General features: G+C 64.8%; 15 protein-coding genes. 9 read left to right on the top strand and 6 right to left on the bottom strand.

Annotated elements, in window-relative coordinates; translation table 11 throughout:
* Positions 1-174 precede the first annotated feature (174 nt).
* Both GY791_14275 and GY791_14270 read left to right on the top strand, forming a co-directional pair.
* The gene (locus GY791_14275) at positions 175-2,520 is read left to right on the top strand and encodes a tetratricopeptide repeat protein (GenBank protein ID MCP4329590.1); all 2,346 of its coding nucleotides are present in this window, start codon (positions 175-177) and stop codon (positions 2,518-2,520) included.
* Positions 2,521-2,544: 24 nt separating this feature from the next.
* Positions 2,545-3,108 (top strand): hypothetical protein, encoded by a 564-nt coding sequence (locus tag GY791_14270; protein MCP4329589.1) that lies wholly within the window; start codon positions 2,545-2,547, stop codon positions 3,106-3,108.
* Positions 3,109-3,519: 411 nt separating this feature from the next.
* On the opposite strand, the gene GY791_14265 is transcribed toward GY791_14270, so the two are convergent.
* The 3 genes from GY791_14265 to GY791_14255 form a co-directional block, all read right to left on the bottom strand.
* Positions 3,520-3,903: a hypothetical protein gene (locus GY791_14265; protein ID MCP4329588.1), complete on the bottom strand. Its 384-nt coding sequence runs from the start codon at positions 3,901-3,903 to the stop codon at positions 3,520-3,522.
* A 25-nt stretch (positions 3,904-3,928) separates the two neighbouring features.
* Positions 3,929-5,164 carry a Zn-dependent hydrolase gene (locus GY791_14260; GenBank protein MCP4329587.1) on the bottom strand — a complete coding sequence of 412 codons (1,236 nt, stop codon included), beginning with the start codon at positions 5,162-5,164 and terminating at the stop codon, positions 3,929-3,931.
* A gap of 93 nt (positions 5,165-5,257) precedes the next feature.
* Positions 5,258-6,490, bottom strand: a complete 1,233-nt coding sequence (locus tag GY791_14255; protein ID MCP4329586.1) for a multidrug effflux MFS transporter — start codon at positions 6,488-6,490, stop codon at positions 5,258-5,260.
* Positions 6,491-6,571: 81 nt separating this feature from the next.
* Between GY791_14255 and GY791_14250 the strand changes: the two genes are divergently transcribed.
* The 6 genes from GY791_14250 (at position 6,572) to GY791_14225 (ending at position 12,428) form a co-directional block, all read left to right on the top strand.
* Positions 6,572-7,195: a peptidoglycan-binding protein gene (locus GY791_14250; GenBank protein ID MCP4329585.1), complete on the top strand. Its 624-nt coding sequence runs from the start codon at positions 6,572-6,574 to the stop codon at positions 7,193-7,195.
* A gap of 100 nt (positions 7,196-7,295) precedes the next feature.
* Positions 7,296-7,691, top strand: coding sequence for a Cu(I)-responsive transcriptional regulator (cueR, locus tag GY791_14245; protein ID MCP4329584.1), 396 nt, complete (start codon positions 7,296-7,298; stop codon positions 7,689-7,691).
* Positions 7,688-8,167, top strand: coding sequence for a cytochrome c (locus GY791_14240; protein ID MCP4329583.1), 480 nt, complete (start codon positions 7,688-7,690; stop codon positions 8,165-8,167). The genes cueR and GY791_14240 overlap by 4 nt, the downstream gene beginning before the upstream one ends.
* Positions 8,164-10,497 carry a cadmium-translocating P-type ATPase gene (gene cadA / locus GY791_14235; GenBank protein MCP4329582.1) on the top strand — a complete coding sequence of 778 codons (2,334 nt, stop codon included), beginning with the start codon at positions 8,164-8,166 and terminating at the stop codon, positions 10,495-10,497. The genes GY791_14240 and cadA overlap by 4 nt, the downstream gene beginning before the upstream one ends.
* Positions 10,498-10,580: 83 nt before the next feature.
* Positions 10,581-11,492, top strand: coding sequence for an EamA family transporter (locus GY791_14230; protein ID MCP4329581.1), 912 nt, complete (start codon positions 10,581-10,583; stop codon positions 11,490-11,492).
* Between the two features lie 27 nt (positions 11,493-11,519).
* Positions 11,520-12,428, top strand: coding sequence for a DMT family transporter (locus GY791_14225; GenBank protein ID MCP4329580.1), 909 nt, complete (start codon positions 11,520-11,522; stop codon positions 12,426-12,428).
* On the opposite strand, the gene GY791_14220 is transcribed toward GY791_14225, so the two are convergent.
* Both GY791_14220 and GY791_14215 read right to left on the bottom strand, forming a co-directional pair.
* Entirely contained in the window at positions 12,407-13,729 is a 1,323-nt protein-coding gene (locus GY791_14220; GenBank protein MCP4329579.1) for a hypothetical protein, read from the bottom strand. The genes GY791_14225 and GY791_14220 overlap by 22 nt on opposite strands.
* Before the next feature lie 125 nt (positions 13,730-13,854).
* Complete coding sequence (locus GY791_14215; protein MCP4329578.1) at positions 13,855-15,750, bottom strand: propionyl-CoA synthetase; 1,896 nt, start codon at positions 15,748-15,750, stop codon at positions 13,855-13,857.
* Positions 15,751-16,015: 265 nt separating this feature from the next.
* Between GY791_14215 and GY791_14210 the strand changes: the two genes are divergently transcribed.
* Positions 16,016-17,197: a lytic murein transglycosylase gene (locus GY791_14210; protein ID MCP4329577.1), complete on the top strand. Its 1,182-nt coding sequence runs from the start codon at positions 16,016-16,018 to the stop codon at positions 17,195-17,197.
* Positions 17,198-17,221: 24 nt separating this feature from the next.
* On the opposite strand, the gene GY791_14205 is transcribed toward GY791_14210, so the two are convergent.
* Positions 17,222-18,598 (bottom strand): branched-chain amino acid ABC transporter permease, encoded by a 1,377-nt coding sequence (locus GY791_14205; GenBank protein ID MCP4329576.1) that lies wholly within the window; start codon positions 18,596-18,598, stop codon positions 17,222-17,224.
* Positions 18,599-18,698: the final 100 nt, after the last annotated feature.

Here is an 18,698-nt window from a genome sequence, read left to right as displayed (position 1 = left end):
GTCATGGCGAAACAGGCCCCGACCCGACAGGGTTGCGTTTGGGCGGGCGTCCGCGTCGTTGCCGCCCTCACCCGATGCTTCGGCATCGCGTTTCGGACGGCGCCTCGCGAGCCGTCTCGCCCAACCCGCAACAGAATTGCTTCTACATGGACACATAGCGCTCTTGGGTGGTCGATGAGCGACCGGACACCAGTCAAGCAGGGCAATAGGGCGGCGCAGAATCGCGTTCTGTCGCCACCCGACCAACGGAAGGCCCTCGGCGAGGCGGTGGACCTTCAGAATGCCGGCCGGCTGACCGACGCGGAGCGGCTGCTTCGCCGCATCCTGCAACTCGATCCCGACAACACCGATGCCTGGCTAAATATGGGCAACCTGCTCAACCATCAGGGAAAATTGGAGGACGCCTCGGCGGCCTTCCGTAAGGTCGTCGCGCGCAATCCAGACAATGCCCAAGGCCATCTCAACCTCGGGGCCTGTCTCGACAATTCGGGTCGCCGCGAGGACGCGATTGTCTGTTACCGCCGTGCGCTGTCAATCAGGCCCGATTACACGATCGCCCTGGCCAACTTGGGCAAGGCGTTGTGCGAGAAGGGCGATTTCCGGCAAGCGATGACCGAACTCGAGCGTGCCGTCGAGCTGACGCCGGATTACGCCAAAGCTCATCTTCACTTGGGCCGCGCCCAAAAGATGCTCGGCAACGCCAAAGCGGCCATCGCCGCCTTCACCAAAGCGGACGCGCTCGTGTCCGACAGCGTCGTCACCCTGATGGAACTGGCCGGCGCCCAGCGCCAGGGCGGCAAGGCGGATGAAGCGGTCGCCACCCTCGGCCGGGTCCTTGAGCTTGAGCCGGACCTGCCCGAGGCTTTTCTTAGTCTGGGCAACGCGTTTTCCGAGAAGGGCGAGACCGGGAGCGCGATAAGCGCCTTTCGCCGGGCGATCGTGATCCGCCCGTCCTACGCCGAGGCCCACAATAACCTTGGCAACGCGTTGCAGGATCACGGCCGCCTCGACGACGCCATCGAATGCTACAAGATGGCGCTTCGGCAAAATCCTGGCTTCGTCATGGCGCACAGCAATTTGTTGCTGTGCCAGCAATACAATCCCGAGATAACGCCGGAGACCCAATATCGGGCTCATATCGAGTTCGACCGCCGCTTCGTCCGCTCGCTCGCGCGCGAGATCCTGCCGCACGCCAACAGCCTGGATCCGAACCGTCCGATCAGGGTCGGCTATCTATCGGGCGGATTTCGCCGCCACCCGGTCGGCTTCATGATCACGCCGTCGCTTCGCCATGGCGATGCCGCGCAATACCAGACCTATTGCTATTCCACCAGCCCGCGCGTCGATGCCGTGACGGGCGATATCAAGAAATATTGCAAGGGCTGGCGCTCGCTGACCGGCGTTGACGACCGCGCCGCGGCGGCCATGATTCGGCGCGACGGGATCGATATCCTGGTCGACCTCGCCGGGCACGGCAGCGGGGCGCGGCTCATGGTTCTGGCCCGCAAGCCGGCGCCGGTTCAGGTCAAGTGGATCGGCGGCCTGTTCAACACCACCGGCCTCAGCACGATCGACTACTTGATCACCGACTGGGTTCAATCACCGGAAGGATTCGACAAACACTTCGTCGAAGAGCTGGTCCGGCTGCCCGACGGCTATGTCTGCTTCGATCCGCCGGGCTACGCTCCCGATGTCGGCCCATTGCCGGCCGCGCGTAACGGCTATGTAACCTTTGGCTGCTTCAACAATCTGGCCAAGGTGACGCCGCAGGTGATTGCGCTGTGGTCGCGGATCATGCGTGCGGTGCCGGGCTCGCGGATCATCCTCAAGACCAAGTCGCTGAAAGAGCGGCCCGTTCGCGATCGCTTCATGCGGAAATTCGCCGACCATGGAATCACGCCCGATCGCGTCGATCTGCGCCCGCCGTCGCCGCACCATCTGTTGCTCGATACCTACAACGAGATCGACATCGCCCTCGACCCATTCCCCTATACCGGCGGGTTGACGACGTGCGAGGCGATGTGGATGGGGACGCCGGTCCTGACCATGCCGGGCGAGACCTTGGCCGCGCGCCACGCCGCGACCCATCTCAGCAATGTCGGCTTGAGCGACTGGATCGTCGGGTCCGAAGAGCACTATTTCGCCGCGGCCGTCCGGCGTTCCGCCGACCTGCCCGCGTTGGCTCGGCTGCGTCGGGACTTGCGCCAAACAGTCGCCCGGTCGCCGCTCGTCGACGGACCGAAATTCGCCCGTAATCTCGAGGCCGCCTACCGCATGATGTGGCGGCGCTGGTGTGAGGGGGAAGTCTCCGGCCGGCGCGCCGATGAGGTTTCGATGGCCGATACCCCAAACCCCGATATCGGCGCCATCGCCGGCGCCGATTTCGCCGATACGCTTGCGGTAGACGTCGATCCGCGGGCCGCGATATCGGGAGCAGGCGACGCCGCCGCGGAGGATGCGAAGTCGGCGAACCCCGTCATCGGCCGTCAAGGCGTGCCGAACCGCCGGACCCTGAAATAACGGACTCGAAGGATCCGCCTGTCCATGCACCGATATTTGACCGCAGTCACGACCGTAGTCGCCGCCGTACTCGCTCTTGCTGCGACCGCAGGTGATGGCCGTGGCCAAACCACCGCCGGCCAAGCCGTGGTTTACAAGGATTGGAAGCTGACATGTACCGAGGTTCCGGCGCCGGCCCAAACCGACACCGACCCCGCGGGAGCGGCGGCCGACAATCGGACCGTATGCTATATCTTCAACGATGTCCGCAACCCCGAGGACGACACCGTCCTCGCCGCCGTCGGCTTGCGTTATATGGGTGCCGAGAACAAGCCGTTTCTCATATTCCAGCTGCTGCCGTCGATCGACCGTGAGTTCGGCGTCCGCTTCGCCGTCGACGATGGGCCGGTTCGCGAAGGCGACGTGCGCGGTTGCGACGATCTGAAATGCCTCGTCGTCGGGCAAGTCTCGGCCGAACTCCTGACGGCGATGAAGGCCGGAAATGTGCTGATTTTATCATTCAAGCTCGGCGACCAACAGGGCCGGCTCGACCTGTCGCTGCTGGGATTTACGGATGCCAGCAGCGAACTGACGAAGATGGTGCGCTGACAGGGCCCAATCCGATCTGTTGCAAATTGGCCACAGGTGGCGGCAAATCGTTACGCCCAATCGCAGAATTCGGGCTTCAACGGTTTACAGCGTGCGTTCGGTCCGTCAGTCTATTTCCACGAATCAGAGAAGCCAGGACCATTTTGGTCCGCCAGCGGCCGGGCGTTTGCGTTTGCGATTGGCATTATTCGAAGATTGAAGCCAAGGGGACACTGGGGAAGTCGGGATAACGAACGGTTTTTGGTTCTCATGCTTGGCAATGCTGCTGGCCATTGATGGTGTCTAAGCATTCCCGACAGTCGCGCGAACGCATCGCCTGCCCGGCACAGCCTACCAATTGACCCGCCTTTAGGCCGGCGCCTGCACCCTAATCAGACATTCGTGGTGTCGAATGCGGACAGTTGCGAACGCTCATGCGCGTTTGGCGACGACGGCGTAGACCCGGGCCTCGGTGCGCGAGAGCCGCCAACCCGCGACGTCGACCACCATATTGTGCGCAAAGTCGGACTTGATCCGATCGCCGAGTCGCCGCCGCAAGGCCGTAATTTCGAGCCTGGCGAGGCCATCGAGGGATAGATGGAGGTCGCAAGCGAGGGCGCGCAGCGTTACGGCAACCGGCGCGCCGTCACAGTTGCGGCCGATTGCCGCCGCCGCTTCCGGGTTCGTGAACAAGCGCACCAGGGCGTCGCGCGCGCGGGCCTCGTCAGACGGCCACAGCCGCGCCATCGCGGCACAGGGCGTCAATGCGCCGGCGGCGGCGAGCGCGCGGATCACGAGGCGGCGGGTCAAATCCATCGTATTCTCGAACCGCGGCCGGGATTCAAGCGACGCCGGCGCGATCGAGCATGGCGTGAAGCAGGATGTTGCACCCCGCCTCCAGATCTGCCGGTGCCGCATCTTCGGCCTCGTTGTGGCTGAGCCCATCGCGGCAGGGAACGAAGATCATCGCCGTCGGCGCGACGCGCGACAGAAAGAAGGCATCATGCCCGGCACCCGATACAATGTCGCGATGGCTGTATCCCTGTGCCGCGGCGGTGGACCGGACGGCGCCCACGCACTCGGCGTCAAATACCACCGCTGACGTGTCGGCGACGACCTCGACCGTAACCTCGACATCGTGCTCGGCCGCGATCCGCTCCAAAGCCGCCCGCAGCGCCCGATCCATGGCATGGCGGACGGCATCGTCGGGATGGCGGAGGTCGATCGTGAAATCGACGCGGCCGGCGATGGTGTTTCGCGAATTTGGCGATACCGCCATCTCACCGGCGGTGGCGACGCCATCCGGTGCGTGGTCGAGGGCGATGTCACGCAGCGCGATGATCATCGCCGCGGTTGCGGTCATCGCGTCGCGGCGGCGCGGCATCGGCGTCGTGCCGGCATGGGAATCCTGGCCGCCTACCGAAACGTCATACCAGTAGAGACCTTGCCCGCCGGTGACGACGCCGATCGTCTTGTCTTCCGATTCCAGGATCGGTCCCTGCTCGATGTGAGCCTCGAAATAGGCGCCGACAGCGGTGCCGCCACAGGGCCGCTCGCCGGCATAGCCGATGCGCCCGAGTTCCGCGCCGATCGTCGCCCCGTCAGCATCGGCGCAGGCCAGCCCCTTATCGAGCGAATAGGCGCCGGCGAAAACCGCCGATCCGACCATCGACGGCGCGAAGCGCGCGCCCTCTTCGTTGGTCCACACCGCCACCTCGATCGGGCTCTCGGTTTCGATGCCGGCATCGTTCAGCGCGCGCACGACCTCGAGGCCCGCGAGCACGCCATAGACGCCATCGAATCTTCCGCCATGGGGTTGGGTGTCGAGATGGCTGCCGGTGACCACCGGCGGCCGGCTGTCGTCGCGACCCGGTCTGCGCGCGAAAATGTTGCCCATACGGTCGACGGCGACCGAACAACCGGCGGCCTCGCACCATGCGGCGAACAGGTCGCGGCCGACCTTGTCCTCATCGCTCAAAGCCAAGCGTCCGCAGCCGCCATTGGGCAAGGCCCCAATCTTGGCCATTTCCATCAGGCTGTCCCACAATCGCGAGCCATCAACGCGCAGGTTTCGCATCACTGTTTGCCCCTTCCGTCTGTCGGCGGTGAATTATAGTGTGACGCGAGCGAAAACAAACGCTTCGGGCGCCGGCCGCGCCGAGGGCGGGGTTCAGGCAAAATGCCGCTCCCGTCCATAGCGCCATCCCAGGATGATCGAAATCAACGCCAGCAGCGACGCGGCCAGCATCAGCGCGATCATCGGATAGGGCGTGCCATTTTGAAGATGGCCGACGGTCTGGGCGAATATCGCGGCGATCAACATCTGCAGAAACCCGGACAACCCGGCGGCGGTTCCGGCCAATTTCGGGTTGACGTTGAGCGCGCCGGCCTGGCTGTTGGGCATCGCGACACCGCCGCCGAACGCGATAAACACACCCGGCCCGAAGATCGCCAACGGGGACCAGATTCCCGACAATGCAAGTCCGGCCGCGACCAGCGTCGCGAGGAGCGATATGACCGTGCCCGCGATCACCAAACGGTTGATCCCCAGAACCGCGGATAGCCGGCCCGCCGTCACATTGCCAGCCATGAACCCAAGCGACACGAGGATGAAGTAGAGCCCATACTCGGTTGCCGGTCGGCCGAGGACATTGACCATCAAATAGGGTGCGGCCGAGGCATAGGTGAAGAATACGGCGAGCAGGAACGCGCTCTGTAGGGCATAGCCGTTGAACAGAGGCGACCGCAACAGAACCGCGAACCCGCCGATCATTCCCAGTGCACCGCCGCGTGGCGCGCGATCTTCGTTGGTCTCGGCCAGCCGCAGCCAGACGCCGATGAGAACCGCGATTCCGATCGATCCGACGAACGCGAAATTCGCCCGCCACCCGACATAGTCCGTCAACACGCCGCCGACCGCCGGCGACAGCATTGGTGCCACCACCATCGCCACGGTGATATAGGCGATCACCCGGGCGACCTGGTCTTGCGGAAAGACGTCGCGGACGATGGCGCGCGACAACACGATGCCACAGGTTCCCCCGGCGGCCTGGATGATGCGGCCGATGATCAGCATGGTCACGGACGACGCCAACGTGCACAGCAGACTGCCGGCAAGAAAGATGGCGATCCCGGTCAGCATTACCGGACGCCGCCCGAAGCGGTCGGACAACGGACCGTAGGCCAGGGTAGCCAGGGCGATGGCGACCATCGATAGGCTGAGGGTCAGTTGCGCGGCGCCTGCACTGACACCGAATTCGGCCTGGATCGCCGGCAAGGCAGGCAGGAAGATCTGGATCGCCATCGGGCTGAGCGCCGTCGCGGCAACCAGGATCGCCATGAATATCACGCCGGGCGACTGTGGTCGTAAGGCGTCGGCGGCATCGGGCGGGATGGCGGTCATTCAGTTCCGGTTCAGCCTGGGAAGATAGGATGACGTGGGATACAGATATGAGGCAAATCTTCCATAAATGAAGCGCTCCGAATGAATACCATGGTTCTGTTCCGATTCATCGCCGCCGCTATCGGGTTTCTGCTCGGCTGTGCCGCCGCCGCCGCGAACGGCCAGGGGTACACACGGGAGGCGCCGGTCCTGGCCCGTCCCGTCGCCGCCCTGGCACAGATCACGATCACCCCGGTCGACGCCATGAACGCCGAGATGCGGCGCGCTTATATCATTGGAATCCAAGAGGAATTAGCCGCGCACGGCTATCAACCGGGCCCCGCGGACGGCGTCATGGGAAGCCAAACGGTTGCCGCTATCCGCGCCTATCAGAGTGATGCCGGACTGCCGGTCACCGGTGTCGCCAGCAAGGAACTCCTCGATCACATGAAATTCGTCCTGCCCAAGGTCTACGCCGGCGATACGCCGCCCGGGCAGGCGAGTGCGGTCTATCTCGGCCTCGTCGAAGAGGTGCAGATCGAACTTCAGAAGCGTGGCTACTACGTCGGCATCGTCGACGGCGACGAAGGGCCGCGAACCCGCGAGGCAATCACCCGATTTCAGCGCGATGCGGGGTTGCCGGCGAGCGGCCGCGCCGACGCGTTGGTCCTTCGCCAACTGCTGGTCACCGACCCCGGAATCCGCAGCCCCGATCAATCGAATTAGACGTCACAAGATTTTCGCCGATACCTTGACCTTCCAGTAACTGGAAGGTTTATATATGTGGGTGTGCGGCGAGTGTCGGGCCGTACCGAGGAGATCAGCGATGAACATCGGCGAGGCGGCGGTGCGGTCCGGTCTCAGCGCCAAGACCATTCGCTATTATGAAGGCGTCGGGTTGATCGATGCCCCCAATCGCACCGCGTCGGGCTATCGCGATTTCGAGACCCGAGACATTCACATCCTGCGCTTCGTCCACCGTGCCCGCGGGCTCGGATTCTCCGTCGTTGAGTGCCGTGACCTGTTGGCCCTCTACCGCGATCGCAATCGCGCCAGTGCCGATGTCAAAGCCATCGCGTTGCGGCGGGTGGCGGATATCGATCGCAAGATCGAGGAGCTTCACTCGTTGCGCGCCAACTTGAGCGACCTGGCAAAAAAGTGCCATGGCGACGATCGTCCGGATTGTCCCATCCTCGACGATTTGTCCGGGGTGGAGCGATGAAAATTTTGATCGCCGTCGCGGTTTTGGTCGCCGTCGTAGCCGGAGTCGCGTTGTATACGATGAACAGGAAACCGGCTATCGCCGGGCAAGCCGACCCAGCCGATTCCGCGCAGGTCGCCCGCGGCGAGGCCCTCTATGCCGACCGCTGCGCGCTTTGTCACGGTGCCCAATTGGAAGGTCAACCCGACTGGCAGAGCCGAAATGCGGACGACCGGTTACCGGCGCCGCCTCACGACGAGAGTGGACATAGCTGGCATCACCCGGACATGGTTCTGTTCGAGCTAACCAAATACGGTCCACAAAAGTTCGCCGGTTCCGACTACCAGAGCGACATGCCGGCTTTCGAGGGCGAAATGTCCGACCAGCAGATTTGGGATTCCATCGCCTATATCATGAGCCGATGGCTCGACGAGATTGCGACGCGGCAACAGACGATCGATGACCGTTACCGTGCGGCCGAGGGAGCTGAACAATGACTCACGTGCACACCCAAGCCTCCCCCGGCGATGAGACCGCGGCGGCGGCCCAAGCCAAGGATCCGGTTTGCGGCATGACCGTCGACTTGCCGACCGCCCAGCACCGGCATGGCCATGGCGGCGTCGAATATGCGTTTTGCGGCAAGAATTGCCGGGAGAAATTCATCGCCGATCCGGAAGCCTATTTGACCGGAAAGCGAGCTACCGCGCCGGACGCGCCCCCCGGCCCGCAATGGACCTGTCCAATGCACCCGGAGATCGTTCGTGACGGGCCCGGCGATTGCCCGATCTGCGGCATGGCCTTGGAGCCGATGACGGTAACCCTCGAAGAGGGGCCGAAACCCGAACTCGTCAACATGTCGCGCCGCTTCTGGATCGGGGCGGCGTTGGCGGCGCCGGTGCTGGTGCTGGCGATGGGCGGCGACATGCTCGGCTTCGATCGATTTCTTCCGCCGGCGATCTCGCAGTGGATCCAGTTTGTCCTCGCGACGCCGGTCGTAGTGTGGGCCGGGGCACCGTTCTTCAAGCGCGGTTGGGCTTCCGTCGTTTCGCGCAATTTGAATATGTTCACACTGATTGCCTTGGGCACCGGCGCGGCCTTCGCCTTTAGCGTGGTGGCGACGGTGGCGCCGGGCATATTTCCGGACGATTTTCGCAGCGCTCACGGCACGGTCGGGATCTATTTCGAGGCGGCGGCGGTAATTATCGTCCTGGTCCTCCTCGGCCAGGTCCTCGAACTGCGCGCCCGCGACAATACGGGGCGGGCGCTCAAGGCCTTGTTGGGTCTGGCGCCCAAGACGGCGCGCGTGGTCCGTGACGGCGTGGATCACGAGGTGCCGCTGGAAGAGGTCGCGGCGGGAGACATCCTTCGTGTTCGTCCCGGAGAGAAAGTGCCGGTCGATGGCGAAATCGCCGATGGCGAAAGCCATATCGACGAATCGATGATCACCGGTGAGCCGCTGCCGGTGTCGAAGGGCGCCGGCGACGCGGTCGTCGGCGGCACCCTCAACGGTGCCGCCGGCTTCACCATGCGCGCGACCAAGGTCGGCGCCGATACCATGTTGTCGCGGATCGTTCAGATGGTCGCCGAGGCGCAGCGCTCGCGGGCGCCGATCCAAGGCCTGGCCGACAAGGTGGCTGGCCTTTTCGTTCCCGGCGTGGTGGCGACCGCCGTCGTCGCATTCCTTCTGTGGCTGTCCTTCGGGCCCGAGCCCCGCCTCAGCTTCGCGCTTGTCGCCGCGGTGTCGGTTTTGATCATCGCCTGTCCCTGCGCGCTCGGTTTGGCGACCCCGGTATCGATCATGGTCGGCACCGGCCGTGGAGCGCAATCGGGCGTATTGATACGCAGCGCCGAAGCGCTCGAACGAATGGAAAAGATCGATACCCTGGTCGTCGACAAGACCGGCACCTTGACCGAGGGGCGGCCGAAGGTCGTCGCGGTGGAACCGGTCGATGGCGATGGCGATACGCTGCTACGCCGGGTTGCCAGTCTGGAACGGGGCAGCGAGCACCCCTTGGCCGCGGCGATCGTCGAAGCCGCCGGTGAAAAATCGCTGGCCCTCACCGAGGCCGCCGATTTTACCGTGGCCGCCGGGAAAGGCGTGCGCGGTCGCGTCGACGGCGTCGAAATCGCTTTCGGCAACGCCGCCATGATGGCAGCCGAAGCCGTCGCCGTGGACAATATCGATGCCGCCGCCGATCGACTGCGCGACCAGGGTGCGACGGTAATTTATGCCGCCGTGAATGGCGCCTTGGGCGGGATCATCGCGGTCGCCGATCCGGTTAAAGAAACGACACCGGCGGCGCTGGAGGCGCTGCGGGCGGACGGCCTGCGTATCGTCATGCTGACGGGCGACAACCGAAAGACGGCGGAAGCCGTCGCGCGGCGGCTCGGCATCGATGAAATCGAGGCCGACGTGCTGCCCGACCGCAAGGGTGCGGTGGTGGCCGCGCTCAAGGAGGCCGGAGCGGTCGTCGCCATGGCCGGTGACGGGATCAACGACGCGCCCGCCTTGGCCGCCGCCGATGTCGGAATTGCCATGGGCACGGGAACCGATATCGCCATCGAAAGCTCCGGCATCACGCTCGTGAAAGGCAATCTCGACGGCATCGTGCGGGCCCGCCATCTCAGCCGCGCGGTCATGCGCAATATCCGGCAGAACCTGTTTTTTGCCTTCATTTACAACGCGGTCGGCGTTCCGATCGCGGCCGGCATCTTGTATCCTTTTATCGGCGTGCTGCTCAGTCCGATGATCGCCGCGGCGGCGATGAGCCTGTCGTCGGTGTCGGTGATATCGAACGCGCTTCGTCTCCGCGGCGTCCGTCTGTGACGCGAAGGGCCGCTAAATCCCCAATTGCGCATAGGCACGGCGGCGGCTAAGTCATAATCGGCTCATACCGATCAGGGGGATCCTTGGCCGACTCCGCCTCTCCGTCCGCGGTGCCGCCGCTGCGTGGCCCACACTATGCGCTCGGCGTCGCCATGGTCGCCGGCGCCGGCACCTGCTTCAGCTTCACGGGATTGGCGATCCGCCACCTCGAGGTAACCGACGGCTGGCAGATCCTGTTCTATCGCTCGCTGGCATCGTCGGCCGTGGTCGGCCTGTTTCTGCTGGTCCGCAATCGCGGCCGGGTCGTCGAGAGCTTTCGCCGCATCGGCCCGCTCGGACTGGTCTACGCTCTGTTCGTCGCGATCCAATTCAGTTTCTTCGTCTTCGCCATCATCAACACCACTGTCGCCAATACCGTATTCATCATGAGCGCGAGCCCGCTGTTTGCGGCGCTTCTGGGCTGGGCCCTCTTGCGCGAGCGGGTGTCGCCGGTAACCTGGGTCGCCATCGCCGCCGTCTTGGCGGGTGTCGCGCTGATGATCGGCGGCGGCATCGGCGGCGGCACCTGGTTCGGCGATCTGATCGCGCTCGGGCTGCCGGCAGCCTATGCGGCCATGTTCCTCATCCTGCGTCGTGCCGGCGATACCGACCTTATGCCGGCCGCCTTTCTTGGCGGTCTCCTGACCGCCGTTTTCGCCGCCTTCATGACCCAAGACTTCGCGGTCAGCGGTCACGATCTGGTCTTGCTGGTCTTGATGGGCGGCCTGATGGTCAGCGGCGCGTTGATCTTGCTGACCCTCGGCGGACGATATGTGCCGGTCGCCGAGGTCGCCCTGCTGGTCATGACGGAAACCGTTCTGTCGCCGCTGTGGGTGTGGCTGTTCCTCGGTGAAACCCCGCATATCACGTCGCTGATCGGCGGTGCCATCGTCTTGTCGGCGGTTTTCGGTCAGGCCGTCATCGGGCTCCGGGCCGCGTCGCGTCCGCCGCGATAAGCCGCGCCAAGGCATCCGGCCCAGGCCATGGTCGATTCCGTCAACGCGACACATCGCGGCCCCCGATACCCTCTCGGCATCGCCATGATCGCGACGGCCGGCGTGTTCGTGAGCTTTGTCGGATTGACGATCCGCTATATCGAAGCCGCCGACGGCTGGCAGATCCTATTCTACCGGTCGCTGGGCTTCGCCTTCGCGATCGGCCTGTTCATGGTGATGCGCGACCGCGGTCAAGTCTTCGAGAAGGCCCGCCGCATTGGCGTGGCCGGCGCCGCGCTGGCGTTCTTCCTGGCGCTGAACTTCGCCCTCTACATCTTCGCGATCCTCAACACGACGGTCGCCAGCATGGTCTTCATGGTCAGCGCGACGCCGGTCTTCGCCGCGGTTCTCGGCTGGATCGTGCTGGGCGAAAGGGTCAAGCTGGTGACCTGGATCGCGATCTTCGCGGCGATGACCGGGGTCGCCCTGATGCTCGGCGGCGGTTTTCTCGGCGGGACGCTGTTTGGTGATCTGATCGCGCTCGCCGCGGTGTCGACCTACGCGGTGGTTATTGTCATCCTCAGGCACAAGCGGAATGTCGGCCTGATCCCGGCGGTCTTTCTCGCCGGCCTGCTGGCGGCGTTCTTCGCTGCGCTGATGGCGCCCGACCTCGCGGTCAGCGTCCATGACATCGCGCTTTCCCTTTGTATGGGCGCCCTGCAGCTCGGCATCGGATTCGTTCTTCTAACGACCGGTTCGCGCTATGTGCCTGCCGCCGAGGTCGCGCTTCTCGTCCTCACCGAGACCGTCCTGGGCCCGCTTTGGGTGTGGATAGCGATCGGCGAGGTGCCGCCGCCGTTGACTCTAATCGGCGCGTTCGTCGTGCTGTGCGCCGTGGCCGGGCAGGCGATTGTCGGGCTGCGCGACAGACCGGACTATTTGCCCGGCGTGGGGTGAAATCCGCCGTCGAGGCCGAGGTATTCGGTCCCGTCGTTGCGGTAGAAAGCGTCGGCGCCGGTCGAACCCAATACGTCGAGCATTTTCGGCATGGCCGCTCCGTCCGCCTCGATCCGGGCGATGACACGGGCCGGGCCGATTTCGTCGAGGAGCTGGAAGGGGCCACGTTTCCAGGCGAAACCCCAGCGCATCGCGCGGTCGATGTTGACGATATCGTCGGATATCTCGGGGACGCGGTCGGCGGCATAGCATAGGGTGCCGCCCATCAGCGCCCAGGCGAACCGTCCCATGGCGTCGTCGGCGAACAGCATAGATCCGGCATTGCCATGGGCTTCGTCGACAGTGACCTCGTCGGCGGCGCGCCAGTCGCCACTGTCGAGATCGAAGACCTCCTTCGTGCGGCTGCCGTCCTCGGCCTTGAGCATGCGATAGAAGCCGCCGCCGCTCTTGCGGCCCAGCTGGCCGCGCTCCAGCATCGCCTGCTCCGCTTGCGGAAATCGGGTAACGGCCCGGCACGGATCGTTCGGCGGCAGATTTGCGTCGAGGTTCTTGCCGACGAAGTCCATGACGTCGAGCCCGATGAGGTCGATCAGGCCATAGAGCCCGGTCGACGGCAGACCGACGGGATAGGACATCGCCGCGTCTATGGTCTCCATCGACAGCCCCGCAGCGCGGGCGGCTTCGGCATCGTGCAGGCCCTTGAGCATCCAGAAACAGCCGATCCGGTTGCCGATGAAATTGACCGTGTCCTTGGCGTGGACCACGCCTTTACCGAGGCGGCCGCCGCAAAACGCGGCCAATGCCTCGATCGCTTCCGGTGAGGTGTCGGTGTCGGGGACCAGCTCCAACAGCCGCATGACCTTGACCGGGTTGAAGAAATGCGTGACGGCAATGTCCCGGCGCAGGCGATCCGGCATGCCGGCGGTAATATCGCGGAGCGGGATGCCGGAGGTGTTGGTGCTGACCACCGAACCGTCGCGGCGCAACGGCTCGAGCCGTTCGAACAAGGCGCGCTTGGTATCGAGGTCTTCGATCACCGCCTCGCAGATCCAGTCGTAATCGGCAATCTTGCCGAGGTCGTGCTCGAGGGTGCCAATGGCGATGCGTTCGGCTTCCGCCGGGTCGTCGACCGCCGGCGGCCGCCCGTTGATAATGCGATCGAGCGCCTTTTCGGCGTGCTCCATCGAGACGTCGAGCAGCAATACGTCGCACCCGGCATGCGCGCAGGCCCCGGCGATACCTGTCCCCATCGTGCCGCCGCCGAGTACGGCGATAGAATTCACGTAGCGTGCGTCACCCATCTCGTGTCCCCGAATTGACTGATCCTATTGTTCCACATGCCCCATCGGCCTATCGGCGCACAAGGAGAAATCTGGCGACCCATCCGTCGCTCCATCCTAGACGGTGTCGCCACGCCGGGGCCCGTCTATTGCGCATAGCCAATCGATCGCAGGGCGACTTCGATCTCGCCGAGGATCGCCGGGTCATCGATCGTGGCCGGCGTTTTGTAGTCCTGGCTGTCGGCGATCTTCTGCATCGTCCCGCGCAGGATCTTACCCGACCGCGTCTTCGGCAGCCGCTCGACGACGGTACAGGTCTTGAACGCAGCGACCGGCCCGATCTTCTGCCGGACCAGTCCGACGACCTCCTTCCGGATGTCGTCGTGGCCGCGGTCGCAGCCGGCGTTCAAGACCAGAAAGCCCAGTGGCAGCTGTCCCTTCAGCACGTCGGCGGCGCCGATGACCGCGCATTCCGCCACGTCGGGATGGGATGCCAGGACCTCCTCCATGGCCCCCGTCGACAGACGGTGGCCGGCGACGTTGATGACGTCGTCGGTGCGCGCCATGACATAGACATAGCCGTCTTCGTCGATCATGCCGGCGTCCCCGGTCTGGTAGTAGCCGGGAAACTCGCTGAAATAGGAGTCCTTGAACCGTTCGTCGGCGTGCCACAGGGTCGGGAAGGTGCCCGGCGGCAAGGGCAGCGTCGCGACCAAGGCGCCGATCTCGGTGTTTTCGACCTCATGGCCGTTATCGTCGAGGACCTTGAGGTTCCACCCCGGGACGGCCTTGGTCGGCGACCCGCTCTTGACCGGCAACAGCTCGATGCCGACGCAATTGGCGCAGATCGGCCACCCGGTTTCGGTCTGCCACCAGTGATCGATGACCGGGACCTTGAGCTTCGTTTCGGCCCAGGTCAGGGTGTCGGGGTCGAGGCGCTCGCCGGCCAGGAACAGATAGCGGAAGTTGCCGAGGTCGTAATCGCCGATTAGCTTGCCTTCAGGGTCCTCCTTCTTGATGGCGCGGAAGGCGGTCGGCGCGGTGAACATGACGCCGACGTCGTGATCCCGGATCACGCGCCAGAAGGTTCCGGCATCGGGTGTTCCCACCGGTTTGCCCTCGAACAGGATGGTCGTGTTGCCGTGCAGCAGGGGCGCATAGACGATGTAGGAATGGCCGACCACCCAGCCCACGTCGGAGGCCGCCCAGAAGGCCTCACCCGGCTCGACGCCATAGATGTTCTTCATCGACCAGTGCAGCACCACCATGTGGCCGCCATTGTCGCGGACCACGCCCTTGGGCTGGCCGGTGGTGCCCGACGTATAGAGGACGTAAAGCGGGTCGGTCGCCGCCACCGGCACGCAATCGTGCGGCTCGGCGGCCTCCATCGCGGCCTTCCAATCGAGGTCGCGGCCCTCGATCATCGAAGCGACGGCCTGTTCGCGCTGCAGGATGATGCAGGATCCGGGTTTGTGCGTGGCGAGCTCGATGGCCTCGTCGAGCAGCGGCTTGTACGCCACCACCCGGCCCGGTTCCAAACCGCACGACGCTGAGACGATGGTTTTCGGCGCCGCGTCGTCGATGCGCACGGCGAGCTCGTTGGCGGCGAAACCGCCGAAAACAACCGAGTGAACGGCGCCGAGCCGCGCACAGGCCAGCATCGCGACCGCCGCCTGCGGCACCATCGGCATATAGATGATGACCCGGTCACCCTTGCCGACACCGGTCGCCGCCAAGACACCGGCGAAACGGGCGACCTTGTCGCGCAGCTCGCGGTAGGTGAACTTCTTGACCTGGCCGGTCATCGGGCTGTCATAGATCAGCGCCAGCTGGTCGGCGCGCCCGTTTTCGACATGACGGTCGAGCGCGTTGTAGCAGGTATTGCACTCGCCGCCGACGAACCAGCGGGTGAAGGGCGGGTTCGAGTCATCGAGCACGCGGTCCCATTTCTTGGTCCAGTGCAGGGCCTCCGCGGCCTCGCCCCAAAACCCCTCCGGGTCATCGATCGAACGTTTGTGGACCTCGTCGAATCGGCTGGTCATGATCCCCTCCGTGAAAACTCGCGACCGGTGGCCCTGGTCCGGGCGGTATGGTTTACGAAGCCACAGGGATAGCGCAAAGAATGCCCAGTAAACAACCGCCAAAGGGTCGCATGAGGCCCGCATGCCTCATCGCCGCCGCGGGGCGATAGCGTCCGGCTCGGAACGCGCGGCGAGGGCATTTCGACGGCGCGGTTAAAATTCGATGGCGGCGACCCTAAATCTATAGCGCTATGTGCCACGGCGGCGCCGTCCGAAGGAGGTATCCATGCGAAGCGCACTTGTCGTTGGAGCGGTTGTGGTCCTTTCGACCGGACCAGTTGCGGCGGCCGAATTTTCGTCCTGTGTCGCCGGGCTGAAGAACGCCGCCATCCGGGCCGGCGTGGCGCCTGCGGTCGCATCGCAGGCGCTCGATACGGCCCAGCCCGACGAAAAAGTGCTTGCCTTGTCGCAGGCGCAGCCCGAATTCAAGACCCCGATCTGGGATTACATCGCCTATCTGGTCGACGAGCAGCGCGTCGCCGACGGCCAGGCCATGATGGCGAAATACGATAGCGAACTGCGGGCGGCGGAACGGCGCTATGGCGTCGATCGTCACGTCATCGCCGCGATCTGGGGGGTCGAGACGGATTACGGCCAGGAGGCGGGCAGCAATTTCCTGCCCCACGCTTTGGCAACCCTGTCGTGCCTCGGCCACCGGCGCCGGGATTTCTGGCGCGGCGAGTTGATCGCCGCCCTCAAGCTCGTCGATCGCGGCGACCTCGAGCTCGACGCCCTCTATGGGTCGTGGGCCGGGGCCTTCGGGCAAACCCAGTTCATGCCGTCGACCTATCAGCGCCTGGCCGTCGATTTCGACGGCGACCAACGGCGCGACCTGGTGAATTCAATCCCCGACGCACTCGGGTCGACCGCCAATTACCTGAAGCGCGCGGGCTGGCGGAACGGCGAATCGTGGATGATCGAGGTCAAGGTTCCGCCCGGCTATGGCGGTCCGGTCGGGCGCCAGGAAAAGGCAACGTTATCGACGTGGGCGGACCGCGGCGTGGTGCGCGCCGATGGCAGCGCGCTGTCCGGCGGCGCCCGGGCCGGGCTCATCCTGCCGGGCGGTTCCGGCGGGCCGGGTTTCCTCGTGTTCCGCAATTTCGACGCGATCTATTCCTACAACCACGCCGAATCCTATGCCCTGGCGATCTCCCATCTCGCCGACCGCCTGGCCGGCTATCCGACCCTGCGGACGCCATGGCCGACCGACGATCCCGGGCTGTCGCGTGCCGAGCGCCTGCATCTGCAGCAATTGCTGCTGGCCGCCGGCTACGACATCGGCGAACCCGACGGCAAGGTCGGGCCGCTGACCCGCGCCGGCATCGCCGACGCCGAACAGAAATTCGGCATGCCGCCGACCGGGCGCGCCGGACGGAAAATTTATCAGGCCCTCGGCGGCGGTAACTAAAATAGGGTCGGGCGCCCGAGGCCATCAATCGCCGCGCCCGCGGGGCACGCCGAGCAGGCCGTCAGGGCGGAATATCAAGACCACGATCAACAGCCCGAAGACGGCGACGTCCTTCCATGCGGTATCGAGATAGGCCGACCAGAAGACCTCCAGCATGGCCAGGATCATGGCCCCCCACAGGGCGCCGGTGACCGATCCGATGCCGCCGACAATGGCCGCGGTCAGCGCCTTGAAGCCGATGATCAAGCCCATGAAGAAATTCGCCACGCCGTAATATTCGACGATGATGAAACCGGCGATGCCGGCGCAGACTCCGCCAAGGGCAAATGTGCCGGCGACGACCCGATCGACGTCGACCCCGAGCAACTCGGCGAGCGCGGTATCGTCGGCGCAGGCGCGTTGGGCGCGGCCGAATCCGGTCCGTGCCCGGATGTAGGCGAGGATGCCGTAAACCAAAAGCGTCAGGCTCAGAATCCAGAGCTGTTTCGGCGAGGCGTAGAGCGTGAAGCCGTCGGCTTCGGCGAGTACGAAGCCGTCGCTGAAGTTGGCCGCAAGCCAGAAATCGCGTCCGGTATGGAGGAGACGGACATATTCCTGCAGGAACAGCACAAGACCGATCGCGGCAATCAGCGGGGCGTGCGAGTGCACCCGGCGCAGCGGCCGAAACACGAGCCGCTCGCTGGCCCAGCCGTAGAGCCCCGCCGTCGCCGCGGCCAGGACGAATACCGCGGCCAGGGATACGGCCAAGCCGGCTCCGCCGAGGGCGGCGAAAAAGACCGTCCACAGCACCGTCCCGACGGCACCGATCATGTAAATCTCGCCGAAGGCGAAGTTGATCTTGCCGATGATGCCATAGACCAGGGTGAAGCTGACGGCGACGAGGCCATAGACCGAACCCAGGACCAGGGCATTGATCAGTTGCTGCAGCAGATAGAGGAATTCGAGCGCCGGACCCGGCCTATCGATCACGTCCGACTTGGTCGCTTCGACCGCGACATCGCCGAGGGGCTTCAAATCGAGTACCCGTTTGGCCCAAAACAGTTCGCGCGGCGACAACGCCCCCCGGTGGCTGGTCCAGATGCCGATCAGATCGAACCGTCCGGAACCGAACCCGCTGCCGGCGAAGGCACAGGCGACGACGCGGTCGGTGGCCCGTCCATCCGCTGCGATTGAACGGTAATCGATTCGGATATGGTAGTCGGGATCCTCGGCCGGCGTCGCACCCTGGATCTCGACGTATCCACCGGGCGCGGCGAACAACGCGGTGGCGCGGACGCAAATCCGCTGCTGGCCGGGATCGGTCTCGCAGCCGCCGAGCGCCGCCGCGACCAACGCCAGAAGAGCGATGCCAATCGCTTGCGCCGCGCGGGTGCGAACCGAGACCACCAGCGACCTACCCATCGCCCTGACGATAGTGCCTAGGCGGGAAATCGCGAACTCGAAGTTCGGGCGATGCGTTCGAGCGGTAAGATTGGAAATCGGGGTTGTTCCGCCCCGATGC

This window comes from Alphaproteobacteria bacterium (genome assembly GCA_024244705.1).
Taxonomy (GTDB): domain Bacteria; phylum Pseudomonadota; class Alphaproteobacteria; order JAAEOK01; family JAAEOK01; genus JAAEOK01.
Note: the sequence above shows the minus strand (reverse complement) of the source record. Positions and strands in the feature narration are given on the sequence as shown.